Raw genomic sequence first — 14,461 nt, 5'->3', positions numbered from 1 at the left:
CCAACTTCCGTGCCCCACACGCAACGTCACGCTGAAACGACAAATAGGAGGTTGTCCTACACGGCAAGTTGCGCGAGCTCCTTGTAGCAGGTCAGGTGCGTTGGCCATGGCCTCGGCTCTGCCAGTCGTTGCGGACCACGTACGGGATCTTGAGACCACGCGCAGCCCATGGCAGGCTCATGCTGCATGATCGATGAATTCGCGAAAGACAACCTGTGCGGGAGACTGCGGCGGGACCGCAAGGCGCTGCTCTGGAAACTCGACGGTTTGTCTGAATACGACGCCCGCCGGCCTTTGACAGCGACCGGGACCAACCTTCTCGGCCTGGTCAAACACGTGGCCACCGTCGAGGCCAGGTACTTCGGCGAGGTCTTCGACCGCCCTTTCCCGGAACCGCTGCCCCGGTGGCAGGACTCCGACGGCAGCGATCTGTGGGCGACCGAGGACGAGACCCGCGATCAGATCATCGGGTTCTACCAGCGAACGTGGGATCACTCGAATGCGACGATCAACGAGCTTCCCATCGACGCCCCCGGCCACGTGCCGTGGTGGCCGGAGCCTTATGCCGACACGAACCTGTTCGCCGTCTTGGTCCATGTCCTCGGCGAGACCATCCGGCATGCCGGGCATGCCGATATCCTGCGCGAGGGCCTCGACGGTCGGACCGGGTTGCGCCCCGAACACGAGGAGCAGATCGACGAGGATGCCCGTGCGGCCTTCTGCGTGAAGGTTGAGCAGGCTGCCAGATCGGCCGCACAGGTCAAGGCTGTCGAAGCGTCTGGTTCCTCATGAACACTGAGGGCTGGAAGCCCCGTTGCTGTCCTTCGCTGCTCGTCCGCAAGGTGGGGGACCGCTCCGTGTGACGAGTGGGCACGTTTTCACGGCTGCGGTGTGCGAGCTGACCAGCGGCCGTCCCTGGCGGCATCTGCCGCCGAGATCAGTAAGCTGCACGTGCTGTCCGATGCCCAGGGCACCCCGCTCGCCGTCACCTTGTCCGGCGCGAACACGCACGACTTCCTCGCCCTGAAGCCGCACATCCGCTGCATCCCCCGTCCGGGACCGCCGGGGACCACGGCGGCGCCGGCCCGTCAAACTTCATGCGGACATGGCGTACTTCTCCGCCGAACACCTGGTCTGGCTGCGCGAGCGCGGGCTCGTCGCGCGCATCGCGCGGCCAGGCGTCGAGTCCGGCGAACGCAACGGTCGGCACCCCTGGAAGATTGAACCGTCCACCGCTTGGCTCTTCGACCACCGCCGCCACACCGTCCGATACGAACGAAAGGGCTCACACTTCCTCGACCTGGCCGCCCCGCTGACCTGCTGGGGGTTCGCAAAAACTCGCCACGTGAGACACCCTCTGAAGTGCTGGATCGTAGGCGAAGACGCAGCGCGTCAGACCGTGCGCCGCTCCTGCCCCCTGTGTGCTCTGCATTTACAGTTCGAGCGGTGAACCGTAAGTGCCTCGATCCATTGCAGCCCAGGCGAAACTAAACAGGTGACTCACTTCTGTTGAACCCCCGTTTATCGCGTATTGATCTCCGCGACCTACGATCTCCTCCTGACCACACCGAACGGGGTACGACATGCTCCGCATTCATTTCAGCGATGCAGATCTGGCAAGAACCAGGATTGCCGCCGCGCCTGATCCGCTCTGGGAAGTCGCCTCGAGTATGCACCGATTACAGTCCCGCAGAGGGCGGTGGGCCTACGCCGGGTGGTACCGCATGGCAAGGCAGCAGACGCGGGAGAGGGGGCTGGGGCGTGTCCTGCGGAGCGTCTTCCTGCCCTTGTACCCAAGGGCCGCCTACTTTCCGGACTTTCTGACGCCTGCTGATGCGGTGGGGGACTTGAACGCCGGACTGGAATCAATTCTGGCCACGCCTCCGCGACAAGTCCTCAAGGAAGTTGCCATCCTCGACCGGACCGTCGGTGCTCCCTCGTGGGCCAGGCAGCTGGCCCAACTGGACACGCGCAAGGAGTTCGCGGGGATGCTGCGGGCGTACCACGACGCGGTGCTCGCCCCGTACGAGGATCAGGCGCAGGCCCGGATCGAGGCGGAGAGGGCGGCGCGTGCCCGTGGGGTTCTGGACGGCGGAGTCGAGGGCATGCTCTCGGGACTCGGACCGATGCTGTGCTGGCGCCCGCCCGTCCTGGAAGTCGTCTATCCCAAGCAGGTCGAGGACCGGGACCTTTATCTGAACGGACGTGGGCTCACCCTCGTCCCTTCGTACTTCAACTGGGGTGAGCCGGTTGCCTTCGCCGACCCGGAAATGCCGCCCGTGCTCTGGTACTCGCTCCTCCACGAACCGAGCCCCCCGCGTGGCGTCGATGGCCCCGGGAAACCACTGATCACCCTGCTCGGGCGTGCGCGAGCGGTCGCCTTGCGTGCCGCGTCCACCGGCGCCACGACCGGCGAGATCGCCCGTGCCGCCGGAGTCTCGGCATCCTCCGCCAGCAGACATGCCACGGTGCTGCGCGACTCAGGCCTCATCACCACAATCCGGAATGGCCCGACCGTGCTGCACACCCTCACTCCGGCAGGCGCGTCCTTGCTGCGCTCCGTGAGCCCGACGGAGTGACCAGCACCAGGGCGTATTCACTGATGAGCAGGCCGTTGCTTGTCTGTATGTGTCCCATCGGGGATCGCTGAAGTGACGCGGGACCGGATCAAGCCGCTCATACCGACTGGTCGGGTTCGAGGAGGGCGGTGGGCCGACCACTGCCGCACTCCGGAGGCCATCGTGCGGAAAATGTCTCGGTGGACTCCAATGTCTGGCGGGCTCACCAGCACGCCGCCATACCCACGAAAAGGGGCGCCGAACCGGTCCGAACCTGCCGATCACGAGCTCCGGTACTCCCGCGGCGGCCTGGCACCAGGCCGCATTGCACCTCATTGCCACCCTTGTCCGGGCGCGCCAGGGACATGACTGTGGAGGCTGCAGGCCCAAGCTTGAGACGAAGCCCGAGAAAGTAGGTGCTATGACATGCCTCTGGCACAGAAGGGGGTCCGTCCAGAAGTCACTGCCGACGATGCGGCAATCTGAGCGCGCAGTCCGGTATTCGAGAGCCAAGGCGCCGTCATCATCGGGGTTGCGAGTGATGGCGATCAACACTGCCTGTTCCCCGTCTAACGAGCTCGTGCACGGTCAGCGGTGGGACGTCGACCTCTGGATGGTCGATCATGGTCGTGTGGTGGCGAACGCGACGCGCACAGCGATCATCAGCGACCGGAGGATCACGGGTCTGTCGGCCACGGTGATCGCTGAACTCGTCGCCGAGGTGGGACCGTTGTGGCATGAGCGACACCAGGCCAGGCTTGCGTCCCGACCGCGGAAGCGTGCGGTGGGCGCCGGTGCGAAGCACCGGATGGTCTTCATCGACCGCCTCTTGGCCACGCTCGTGCACCTTCGCCACGGGGTCACGCATGACGTGCTGGCCTGCTGGTTCGGCGTGGACCGCTCGACTGTCACCCGGGCGATCGGCGAGGTGCGGCCCCTGCTCGCGGAGCGGGGATGCACGGTCAGCCCCGGCGTGCGGCTGCGAACCCTGGCCGAGGTCGTTGGCCACCTCGGCGCGACCGGGAAGACCGGCATCATCGACGGCACCGAAATCCGAGTCCGTCGCCCGGCCGTCGGCCGCAAGAACCGGGACAAGTTCATCTCCGGCAAGAACAAGAAGAACGCTGTGAAGGCCATGGTCTTCACCGACGGGGACGGGCGGCTGCTGTTCTGCAGCCCGACCGAGCCAGGCAGCCGCGCGGACATCACCCATGCCCGCGAGTTAGGGCTGGTCAAGCTCCTGGCTGACGGTCCAGCGGTCGAGATCCTTGCCGACGCCGGCTATCAAGGCCTCGGCGCCCAGACCGGCGGACGCGTCGTGACGCCCCCGCACCGCAAATTCAAGAAGAATGCCCCGGACTGGTACGAGGAGATTCACGAGCGCCGGCGCAAGGCCCACTCCTCACACCGCATCCGGGTCGAGCACGGCATCGCGCACCTGAAGAACTGGCGGGCACTGGCTCGTCACCTCGGTCGGCGCGAGCACATGGACGACACCGTTCAAGCCATCGCCGGCCTGCTGTCCGGCAGCAGACCGCAGACCTGTTCCCGGCTCGGACGTGAGCACCGAGGCCCGGGTCATTGCGTGAAGTGATCTTGTCCGGGTTCGTCAGGTGAGGCCGAGGGCGGTCAGGGGGCGACGGTAGTCGCGGGCGGTACGGCGGAGGGCGGCGGCCATGTTGGTCTGGCCGTTCTGGCGGTGGACGCCGACGGCGAGGTTTCGCAGGGAGGCCTCGACGAGGCGATCGCCCGCCGCCTCGGCATGAAGGTCCGCACCTGCCGCGGCCCCGCCGCCCTCGGCAGCGGCAGCCGCGCCCAACTCAACTACCTCATCGCCCGCTCGGGCATCCTCGACGACCGCACGGCCGACCCGGCGGACTGAAACCGGCTTTCCTCCCCCGTACAACCATCCGCCGATCTCCGCTGTCTTGATCCCCGTGAAGAAGACGCTCATCGCCTCCGCCGCCGCACTCGGCGCGCTCGCCGCCGTCACCGGCCCGGCCGCGGCCCCCGCCGCGGCCGCCTCCGACGCCCTGTGGCTCTGGTCCGACCCGTACGAGATCACGCTCGCGGGCCCGTCCGAGGACGGCTCCCCCGCACCGTCGCAGTCGCTGACCGTGCAGATCAGCCACGACAACACGGCGACCACCGTCCCGGCCGGCACGCTCACCGTCGACGCCTCCGAAGTCGCCTCGTTCGCCGAGGTCACCTGGCCCGCGAACTGCCGCCCGGAGAACGAGACCACCGCCGTCTGCACCACCCCCGAACTCCCCGGCGGCGCCAACGCCCCCGCCGCGCGGATCGGCCTGACCACCAAGCCGGGCGCCACCGACGGCAACGACGGCTACGTCCGCTACACCGCCCAGGCCGGCGGCATGAACGCCTACCCGGGCGAGACCTACGTCGCCGTCAACGACGGCCCCGCGCTCGGCCTCACCCAGGCCGAGTACCGCACCGGCATGGCACCCGACCAGCCCTTCGACTCCTCCGTCGTCCTCGGCAACCAGGGCAACCGCACCGCCGACCGCACCCTGCTCACCGTCTTCACCTCCCGCGGCATCCGCCTCGGCATGTCCGTCCCCTCCAACTGCGAGTCCACGAACGCCGTCACCGGCCGTACGTTCCTCTGCGTCCTGGACGAGCGGACGACCCCGGGCTCGTACCACTCCCTCCCGCTGAAGTTCCGCACCAAGGACATGGCCCTCTTCGACCGCGTCGACTATTCGGCGCAGCCCTACTCCGAGCAGGCGCTCGCCGAGGCCCGCACCGGCCGCGCCTTCACCCCGGGCGCCGGCCCGGAGCTGAACCTCACCCCGGCCGCCGCCCCCTCCGACGAGCTCCAGCCGTACCGCAGCTTCACGGTGAAGACCGTCAACCAGGCCGACTACCGGCTGACCGCCTCCACCGTCTCCGGCGCGGCCGGCGACACCGTCCCCGCCACCGTCACCGTCCACAACGCGGGCCCCGCCTGGGTCGCCTCCCTCGGCGCGGGCGAACCCGCCGCGACCGTCGACATCGACATCCCCGCCGGCACCTCGGTCGCCTCCGCCCCCGCCGCCTGCTGGTCCCAGTCCGAGACCCGCTACCGCTGCAACACCCCCATCTACCTCACCGAATCCGGCAAGCCCGCCACCCACACCTTCCCCTTCACCCTCCACATCGACGAGGTCATCCCGAACGCCACCGCCCGCGCCGCCCTCTACAACGACGCCTACGAACCCGCCGTCCGCACCTTCGACCCCGACCTGACGAACAACACGGCCACCCTCACCGTCAACCCCTCGACGAGCTGACGCACGCCCCCTCCGGCTGCCCGGCCCGACCCCTGCGCCGGCCCTGTACGAGCCGGGCAGCCGACCCGCACCGCCCCGGTAACCCCACCCGCACCACCCGTGGGCGACTGGCCCGCCCAGAGGACAGAACGGGCGGGCACGGGCGGACCAAAGCGCCGAGCGCCCGACGCCGCCCACACACGCACCCACACCCGATCTCTGGCAGATAGTCCGGAACAAAATAGTTCGCGGAAGCACCGGGCAGTTGTCGATCGAACGGATCTACCTGATCACCAGCCTCGACGCCGGCGCCGCAACCGGCCTTGCACTCGCCTCCTTGATTGGGACGCGTACGCCATCTGCCCGGGGTCCGACACGAAGGCAAGTGGTCCTTGAACCGCGGAATGACCTTCGTCAGCGCCGCATCGCCCGGGTGGCGCCAGAGGTGGTGCTCGATGAGGGACGTCAGCGGGGCGGGCAGGGCAAGTCCACGGACTACCGGAGGTGCCATGGCGGACAGATTCGCACGGCGAACAACACCAAGAAGACAAGCTGTAGCTCGTCGCCTTCCGCAGGAGCATGGAGCGGGCCCGCCAGGTGTTCGCCGGCGGGCCCGCCCCTTACCTACTGATCAGTCACTGCGGTTGTCGCGGTCAGGCGGCGTATGAGCCCGACGCGGAGCTGGTGGTCTGGAAGAAGAACACGAACTCCTGCGAGTCGCGGACGTCGGTGGCGATCACCTTCCAGGAGCCCGCAGAAGCCCACTTGTAGTCGCTCTGGCAGTCGAAGGAGCCGCTGCTGAGCTTGAAGCACACCTTCACGTAACGGCCGCTGGCGCCCATCTTGAGATTGATGTCGTTGCACCTGGTCGACGTCTTGAAGACGCTCGTCGTGCTCCGGCCGGATGCCTTTGAGAAGGACGAGGCCCCGTCGTAGCAGCTGACCTGGGCGCTCACGTCGCCCTGCGGAGCGGCGACAGCCACCGTCGATCCGCCGAGCGCCAGAGCAAGACCGCTGACGGCCACGGCGAGCGTCTTGAGGTTCTTCTGCACGTTTTCCCCCTAGGACTGTTGTGCACGGTGAGACCCACTCTGCTGAGTGGCGCCGCATCCGGCCACGCTGTTGCGGCGGACCGCAAAAGCCGAGCTCATCGGGGGAGAACGAGATGTCGGCGTCCGCTTCGCGGGCAGGACGCGGCCCTTCTTCACAGAGCTGGTCTCGTCCACGATTGCGACCTGACCCGCGCATGATTACCGGGCCGGTCCGGCACCACGCATCCACGCCGTCAGCAGGCCGATCTCGCTGATCGTCCGCCCGATGGTGGAAGAATCCGACGGCCGAGCGATCCGGTCACCTCGTCCTCAGCGATGCCGCCGATCGGGCCGATGCCTGGATGAAGCCGGTTCTTGGCGATCTTGCCCTCAAGCACACGGATGAACGCCAAGGGTGGGCGGCATCTGCGAGCCCGGACCTCCTCAACGGCCGGGAGAGGACGGCGGTGACCGGAGATCCAGAGGAGCCGCCCAAGGGCTGTCCCGCAATGATCACGAAGCCTTCGCTCGCGGACACACGAGCGGAGAGAGGGAGACCGTGCGCCGCACGAGTCGGCATGAGGTTCGTTTGCTGAGCCCAGGAAAACCGTTGGACGCGCTGGCGGAGGCGCATCGTAGGGTTCGTACGTGGGCACGCGGTCGACGGAGAGGGAACGGTGGATGGCGGGACTGTACGAGATCTGGCAGCGGGCGGAGGTGTCGCGCAGGCTCGACGTGTTGTCGGGCTTCATCGCGATGTGCTCAGCGGGGGACGACGACGCGCGACGCCGTCTCGCCCAGCTGACTTCCGACGCGGACGAGGCCCTCTCCGCCTCGCCTTCAGATCTGGTGCTCGCTTCGGAGTACCTGGACGAACTCGTCTGGTGGGCTGACGCGGAGTGGGCCGATCACCCCTATCGCCCTGTGGAAGCCCGGCCTGACGAGGCCGACCGACAAACGCGTGACTACGCCAAGGACATCCGGCACGCCACACTCCCGGTCCGCGTCCGGGATGAGATGTGCCGCATCGAACTCAGTCTCGAGGTGCGGTTTCTGGCCTTGTGCCGCCAACCAGGGTTGGACTGCCGGATCCGCCAGGATGTCTTCTACGTCGCCGGGCGTGCCGCGATGGCCCTCGACCTCGGCCATCTCGAAGCGGCTGAGCGGGAGATCCGGCGTATGGAACAGGTGGGCTCCGTGGCGCCGCAGGAAAGCCGCTGCGGCTGATTCGTGGCCTTCCGAGGAGCTAACGCGATCCGCAGGGGGCGGCCGTGGGGCCTTCCGCTGGAAGACCGAGCCCTGCTGGTCGCGGCGTACTAGTGCTCCAGCTGTAGTCGTGATCTTCATGTCTGGAGTGCGGCTTGTCGGCGGTAGTGGCTGGCCCGTGATCGTGCTTGGTGGCGGCGTCGCCAGGTGGACCAGCCGAGCCGGTGGGCGAGGTCGTTCGGCGGCCGGACGGTGACGGTGAGGAAGAGGTGCTGGATCTCGTTGCAGGTCAGCGGGGCCAGGTCGTCCGGTCCGGCGTGATGGGTGTGTTCGTCTGTGCGGACGACGGCGAGGAAGGCATGAGCGAGCATGGCGAGGGTGACCCAGCGGCTCCAGGACGGATAGCGGCGGACCCGGTGTTCGTCGAGCCCGGCCAGGCCCTTCTCGGCCTGGAAGGTCTCCTCCACCCGCCATCTGGATCCAGCTGTCCTGAGCAGGGTGTGCAACGGTGCCGGCCTGGTGGAATGGCAGCGGTAGTAGGCGAGTTCGCCGGTGCTGCGGTTGCGTCGGACCAGCAGCTGGCGGTGGCCCGGTGCCGGGTCGGTGAGGTCGATGACGGCCCAGTCACAGAAGCGGTGGCCCTTCGCACCGCGTCCGGCGGACAGCCTCTGCCAGGCCCTCTTCGGCAGCTTTCCGGCCAGTGCGTCGGCGCGGAACTTTCCCGCACCGGTGGTCACTTCGGCCGGGCAGTCCACCGCGAGGACGTAGCTCAGGCCGCGTTGCTCCAGGGCCGCCCGCAGTTTCGGATTGCCGCCGTAGACCCCGTCGCCGGTCACCCAGTCCACTTGGTGCCCGGCGTCCAGGAACCGTTCGATCATCGTGCGGGCCAGCTCCGGTTTGGTCGCGACGCTCTCCTCGCCCGGTCCGGCCGCCCGGCACCGCTCCGGGTCCGAAGTCCACGAGCGCGGGATGTACAGCTCCCGGTCCACCGCCGCGTGCCCGCGCCCGCCCGCGTAGACGAGATAACCGGCGACCTGGGAGTTCTCGATCCGGCTGGCGGTGCCGGTGTACTGGCGCTGGACCCCGACGGTGCGGGTGCCCTTCTTCGCGTCACCGGTCTCGTCCAGGACCAGCACCGCCCCCTCTCGTGCAGATGCTCCACGACGTACTCGCGTACGTCGTCGCGCACTGCATCGGCGTCCCAGGAGGCCCGGCACAGCAGATGCTGCATGCCGTGCGGGGTGCTCTCCCCGGCCCACTCCGCGATCGTCCAGCAGTACTTGCGCGGCAGGTCCGACAGTATCCCCAGCACCAACCGCACGGCCCGCAACCGGGGTTCGACCCGGGCGAACCGGCCCGAGATGCGGCCCATGGCCACCTCGAACGCCTCCCGCCAACGACCTGGATCTATGCCGTGACCAGTGACCTGCGGCCACCGTTGATCATCGTCAGTCCACACAACTCACGATGATCAACGGTGGCCGCACCCGTCTCCGCACCGGCTCCCACCAGTGAGCCGAAGCACGATAGGTGTCACCAACGGCTGCCGCCGACCCGCGGTTTCGGCACGGCGCGGCACAGCAGTTGTCACCTGGTCAGCGTGCCACTTGTCATCAACAGCACGGAAAGCATTGCTGTTGTCACCACTGGCTACCTGAGTTGCACGGCGGCCGGCCGTCCAGCGTGACCTGCGCGGCGGGCCGCTCACCCAGGATCGCCGTCCATGCGGGCGTCGTCACGCGAGCCCGTTGCACGCGGCGCTCGGCCCCGGAGGACAGGACTCGAACCTTCCCTACGAACACACTTGACCTGGAGCGCGCTCCAGATCCGAGCATGGGGACATGAACATCACAGACCCCCAGATCGTCCTTGGAACGATGGACTTCGGCACCCGCGTCGACCCCGACCAAGCCTTCGCGATCCTCGACTCCTTCGTCGCCAGCGGCGGCGTCTGGCTCGACACCGCGAACTGCTACTCCTTCTGGACCGACCCCAGTGGCGTCGGCGGCGCCAGCGAGCGCCTCATCGGCGAGTGGCTGCGGGCGCGACCGAGCGCGCGCGACGCGGTGCGGATCGCGACAAAGGTCCGGCAGAACCCGCTCGTCCCGCACTCCTGGCCGGCAAGTGCCGAAGGGCTTTCCGCCCGCGCCGTTCACGCCGGCGTGGAGGAGAGCCTGGGCCGTCTCGGAATCGATCACGTCGATCTCCTCTGGGCTCACGCCGAGGACCGCACCGTGCCGCTGGAGGAGACGGTCGGCGCCTTCGGCGAGCTGGTCGCGAAGGGAGTGGCTCTACGGGTCGGGGCGGCGAATCATGCTGCCTGGCGCGTCGAGCGCGCCCGGTCACTCGCCCGGGAGCAGGGCGTTGAACCGTGGACCGCCCTGCAACTGCGCCACTCACTCGTTCAGCCACGCCCACTCACCCCCCTGGCGGAGAACGGCCATCGCCTGCTCGCTGACGAGGACCTGGACTTCGCGCAATCGGAAGGGCTCACCATGTGGTCGTACAGCTCGCTGATGTGGGGTTCCTACGTGCGCGCAGACAAGCCGCTTCCGCAGACTTATGATCATCCCGGTACCACCCGGGTGCTCTCGGTCCTGGACGACGTGGCCAGCGAGCTGGCGGCCACGAGGAACCAAGTCGTCCTCGCATGGCTGATGCGCCGGGGGATCGACCCCATCGTCGGCGTGAGCCGGGTGGAGCAGGTCGAGGAGGCACTCGCCGCACGCCGTGTGCGGCTCGGCGGCGAGCACCTGGCGCGCTTCGCCGAAGCGCGGTAGCGGCAGTCACAAAAGGAGTCCCATGACCACCCTCGCCCCGGCAGCGGTTGCCGACCGCACCGGCGTCTCCATCGACACGCTGCGCTACTACGAGCGCGAAGGGCTCATCGGCCCTGTCCGGCGTTCCACCGGCGGGCGCCGGGAGTACACCGAGGAAGACGTCTTCTGGATCGGCCTGGTCACGTGCTTCCGCGAGGCCGGCCTCGGCATCGCGGACCTTCGGGGGTTCGTCGCCATCCTGCGCGGCGAGCACCCTCCGCAGGACCGGGTCGCCTTCCTCCGCGAGCGCCGTACCGCCCTGGAAGAGCGGGTGGCGGCACTGTGCCGGGCCATGGAGGTCCTCGACGAGAAGATCGCCTACTACAGCTGAGCGCCGGGGGCTCCGAACTCAGCTCGTGCCCTACCCATCGCCCTCGAACCCTTCGCCATCTGAAGCAGACAACGGGATATCGCCTGCCATTTGGCAGGCGATCCCGCCCCGCAGATGACAACAAACTCGACTACGTGACACCTATCGTGCTTCGGCTCAACCAGCAAGATCACGATCTACAGCTGGAGTACTAGGGCGCTTATTTGGTTGTGATCAATCTGCGGGATCGACCCTCGTGGCTGGGCCTGATCGCGGAAGCCGTGAAGCGGGGTGAGGTGGACTTGTCCCTGGTCAGCGTGGACTCCACCACCGCCCGGGCCCACCACGACGCTGCCGGGATGCACCTCGGCCGGGGCGTCATCACCGCCCTGGAGAACGCCGCTGCCGAGGGGAAGAAGGCTCGGCAAAAGGGGGCGACCCGGAAGGACAAGTCGGGCGGGACGCCGACAACGATTCGGAGCGGGAAGGGCGACGACGTATCCGGCGTCGGCACAGACTCCGGTTGAAAGCCGCCCTGCTCGGGCACTCACGGGGCGGGCAGACCAGCAAGGTCCCACCTCGCCTCCGACCGGAAGTGCCGCCCACTGGCGCTCTGATCAAGGACCTCACACGGACCAATCCTTGATAACAACCAAATACCCCTAGCGCACCAGCTGATCCGTGAAGCCGTTGCCGAAGACCCGGTGAGGATCGAGCCGGTCCAGGATGGAGACGGCTTCGGACCACTGCCCGGCGCCGTACGAAGCGGGCACCGTGGACTCGATGATCTGCTCGTCGGCCCAGGCTGCCGTATCTGTATAGCCCCAGCCCTTGGACCATTCGACGCGCGCGAGCGCGTAACCGCCGTCGAAGGTACTTATCAGGAAGCGTTCCAGTTCCCGGTAGAACTCGTGGGCTCCGGGTGAGGTCGGCTGGGTCAGCACGTCCACCCACACCACACAGTCGTACTCCGGGTGGTCGGGGTGCGGGCGGATTACGGAGAGCAGCGGCGGGCGTGCGCCCGGCGCAGCGGAGTCTTCGGGCTGGTCGAGGCCGCTGACTCGGATTTCCACCTGCCCGTTGATCGGGAATCTGCCCGCCGCGGCCCAGGCCGCCAGCCGTTGCCGGTAGTAACCGGCGAACTCGGAGACGACGCGCTGGACGTCGGCGCGGCGGGTAAGGATCCCGTACCCGTTGGCGGTCTCACGAAGTGTTGTGGGGCGCAAGTAGAACTGGAGGGTGTGCGAGGGGCCCCACAGATCCTTCGCGAGGGTGGCGGTCAGTCCGGTCGCCGCCACAGTGTACTGCGCGGCGCCGAGCGTCGGCGCGAGGTACCAGGAGCCTGCGACGAGAAGCCCGGCCAGCCGGGCGACCGGGGTCGGGACGAGGTCGCTGAACGGGTAGTTGTACGGGGCGTGCACCGGCCTGGAGGTGACCGGGCGCTCAGGGCTGAGGCTCCATACCTTGAGCCAGGGCCGGTCGGTGAAGGCGAACCAGATCGCCTCCACCCGCCCCGACTCGGCCATGAAGTCCGCGAAGGTGTTTCCCCGGGCGGCGAGGGCGCTGCCCGGAGCGGCGAACAGTTCGTCGGCGGTGAGGTCGACGCGGCTCTGACAGCGCAGCGGGATGTCCTCGCCCGCTTGGATCTCGGCCTCCACAATGAGGCCGCGCCCGAGGTGGGTGGCCAGGGCTTCGCACTCCTCGTCTGTTCCTCGGTGGAAGGTCTTCACGACGTAGGCGTCCTGGGCGGAGTCCCAGACGACGGCGGTGAGGGACAGGACGAGGTTGCTGAGGCTGCCGTAGGTGTGGCCGGGGCGGGCAGACTCGCCGTCCGCGGGGACGCTGGTGCCGTGGGCGTCGATGGCCAGTGTGCCGCCCAGGGTCAACTCCCCTGGCGCGGGAGTGTTGGTGACGCCCAGCCCATGATCGGCGAGGAAGGCCATCAGCGTTTCGAGGGTCACACCGGCCTGCGCACGCACTGCGCCGGGGGCGCCGGCGGGCGGGGTCGTGAGTTCCATGTGTGTCAGATGCTCGGTGGTGTCCAGCAGGAGGACCTGCGCGTCGGGCTCGGTGGCCGGGACGATCGTCAAGGGCGACCAGTTGTGCGACTTACCCCGGGCACGCAGCCGCCAGCCGTTGGCATGGGCCCAGTTGGCGAGGTCGGCGAGATCCTGGCCGGTGCGGGGCGCGCAGGCCCACAGCCCGCTGTGGGTGATCTCGCCGGCCCAGTTGATGTACGGAGAGCGGTAGGGCACGAGTCCGGCGGGGAGTTCGGGTGCGACGCTCGGAACGACGGCGGACGCCGCCGCGGCCGGGGAGGCCCCGGCTATGGCGGCACTGAGCGGGAGGCCTAACGCTCCGGCAGCCGCCGCGGCGCGGAGAACACCACGGCGGGAGAGGCCGGACGGCTCGGAGGGACCGGAGGAAGTGACAGGACGTGACGAAGACTTCGAGTGATCAGACATGACCTGAATGTATGGGGAACCAGCACGTCACCGAAGCTCCATGACACAGACCGCCGAAACCGGCACCCGAACGTCAAACCTGCAAACTGCACCCGTCCGCAATCGTCACGAGTTCCGTCTCACAGCCTCACAGCCTCACAGCCTCACAGCCCCACAGCCTTCGGCAGGTCCGATGTACAGATCGCGATGCAGACCGCCGCTAGGCTTACGACTGGTGAAGAGGCGGGGTTCACACCCCGCACAATTCGCTCGTCAGCGGGCATTGTCTGTCGGCGGGGCGATCTGCCACGCGCCTCGGAGTAGGTCGTGTGTCGCCGTATAGCCCAGTGGGGGGTCCGCGGGTGCGTCGGGCGCCCCCGCACCCGGTCCGACCCGGTCGCCGGGGACAAGGCCTACTCGTCCCGCGGAAACCATGCCTACCTGCGCAAACGCCACATCAAGGCAGTCATCCCGGAGAAGAAGGACCAGGCCGCCAACCGGAAGAAGAAAGGCAGCAGAAGCGGCCGGCTCGTCAGCCACGAGGCCAGCCTCTACAAGGAACGAAACACCGAGCGCCTGATCAACAAACTGAGGGCCTGGCGCGGCATAGCCACCCGCTACGACAAGACCACTCAGAACTACCTCGCCAGCCTCCACCTTCGCGCCTCAACGATCTGGATCAAGGACCTCGCACGGACCAGCCCTCGATCACAACCAAATACGCGTCCTAGTACTCCAGTGTGGTTTCGTGATCATGTGCGGGTCGACTGCGCCCGGGCCTGCCCGAAGGTCGGTGAGTCGAGCCGCAGTTGCAGGCGGGC

Annotated in this window: 10 protein-coding genes and 4 pseudogenes; 11 read left to right on the top strand and 3 right to left on the bottom strand. The window is 67.9% G+C overall.

Features of this window, described 5'->3' with window-relative positions:
- The first annotated feature begins 186 nt into the window (after positions 1–186).
- The 6 genes and pseudogenes from ACIP63_RS14840 (at position 187) to ACIP63_RS14815 (ending at position 5,851) form a co-directional block, all read left to right on the top strand.
- Positions 187–792, top strand: a complete 606-nt coding sequence (locus tag ACIP63_RS14840) for a DinB family protein (RefSeq protein WP_401515335.1) — start codon at positions 187–189, stop codon at positions 790–792.
- A 313-nt stretch (positions 793–1,105) separates the two neighbouring features.
- Positions 1,106–1,450 (top strand): hypothetical protein, encoded by a 345-nt coding sequence (locus ACIP63_RS14835; RefSeq protein WP_401515333.1) that lies wholly within the window; start codon positions 1,106–1,108, stop codon positions 1,448–1,450.
- 133 nt (positions 1,451–1,583) lie between these two features.
- A complete protein-coding gene (locus tag ACIP63_RS14830) occupies positions 1,584–2,579 on the top strand; it encodes an ArsR family transcriptional regulator (protein ID WP_401515330.1) in 996 nt (331 codons plus the stop codon).
- Between the two features lie 520 nt (positions 2,580–3,099).
- Positions 3,100–4,152, top strand: coding sequence for a transposase family protein (locus ACIP63_RS14825; protein ID WP_401515327.1), 1,053 nt, complete (start codon positions 3,100–3,102; stop codon positions 4,150–4,152).
- 129 nt (positions 4,153–4,281) lie between these two features.
- Positions 4,282–4,440: pseudogene (locus ACIP63_RS14820) on the top strand (helix-turn-helix transcriptional regulator); the annotation flags it as partial.
- A gap of 55 nt (positions 4,441–4,495) precedes the next feature.
- A complete protein-coding gene (locus ACIP63_RS14815) occupies positions 4,496–5,851 on the top strand; it encodes a hypothetical protein (RefSeq protein ID WP_401515325.1) in 1,356 nt (451 codons plus the stop codon).
- A gap of 632 nt (positions 5,852–6,483) precedes the next feature.
- Here the strand turns inward: ACIP63_RS14815 and ACIP63_RS14810 are convergent.
- Complete coding sequence (locus ACIP63_RS14810) at positions 6,484–6,882, bottom strand: hypothetical protein (RefSeq protein ID WP_401515322.1); 399 nt, start codon at positions 6,880–6,882, stop codon at positions 6,484–6,486.
- A gap of 660 nt (positions 6,883–7,542) precedes the next feature.
- Here ACIP63_RS14810 and ACIP63_RS14805 point away from each other — a divergent pair.
- Positions 7,543–8,088 (top strand): hypothetical protein, encoded by a 546-nt coding sequence (locus tag ACIP63_RS14805; protein WP_401515319.1) that lies wholly within the window; start codon positions 7,543–7,545, stop codon positions 8,086–8,088.
- A 116-nt stretch (positions 8,089–8,204) separates the two neighbouring features.
- On the opposite strand, the pseudogene ACIP63_RS14800 reads toward ACIP63_RS14805, so the two are convergent.
- Positions 8,205–9,439 (bottom strand): annotated as a pseudogene (locus ACIP63_RS14800) (IS701 family transposase).
- Positions 9,440–9,908: 469 nt separating this feature from the next.
- Here ACIP63_RS14800 and ACIP63_RS14795 point away from each other — a divergent pair.
- From ACIP63_RS14795 to ACIP63_RS14785, 3 genes and pseudogenes are all read left to right on the top strand, one after another.
- Positions 9,909–10,847, top strand: coding sequence for an aldo/keto reductase (locus ACIP63_RS14795; protein ID WP_401515317.1), 939 nt, complete (start codon positions 9,909–9,911; stop codon positions 10,845–10,847).
- 22 nt (positions 10,848–10,869) lie between these two features.
- Positions 10,870–11,217 carry a MerR family transcriptional regulator gene (locus tag ACIP63_RS14790; protein ID WP_401515316.1) on the top strand — a complete coding sequence of 116 codons (348 nt, stop codon included), beginning with the start codon at positions 10,870–10,872 and terminating at the stop codon, positions 11,215–11,217.
- A gap of 242 nt (positions 11,218–11,459) precedes the next feature.
- Positions 11,460–11,810: pseudogene (locus tag ACIP63_RS14785) on the top strand (hypothetical protein); the annotation flags it as partial.
- A 48-nt stretch (positions 11,811–11,858) separates the two neighbouring features.
- On the opposite strand, the gene ACIP63_RS14780 reads toward ACIP63_RS14785, so the two are convergent.
- Complete coding sequence (locus ACIP63_RS14780; RefSeq protein WP_401515313.1) at positions 11,859–13,661, bottom strand: cholesterol oxidase substrate-binding domain-containing protein; 1,803 nt, start codon at positions 13,659–13,661, stop codon at positions 11,859–11,861.
- Positions 13,662–14,003: 342 nt separating this feature from the next.
- Here ACIP63_RS14780 and ACIP63_RS14775 point away from each other — a divergent pair.
- Positions 14,004–14,342, top strand: a pseudogene (locus tag ACIP63_RS14775) (transposase); the annotation flags it as partial.
- Positions 14,343–14,461: the final 119 nt, after the last annotated feature.

The organism is Streptomyces sp. NPDC088746, assembly GCF_044751065.1.
In the GTDB taxonomy this organism is placed as follows: domain Bacteria; phylum Actinomycetota; class Actinomycetes; order Streptomycetales; family Streptomycetaceae; genus Streptomyces.
Note: the sequence above shows the minus strand (reverse complement) of the source record. Positions and strands in the feature narration are given on the sequence as shown.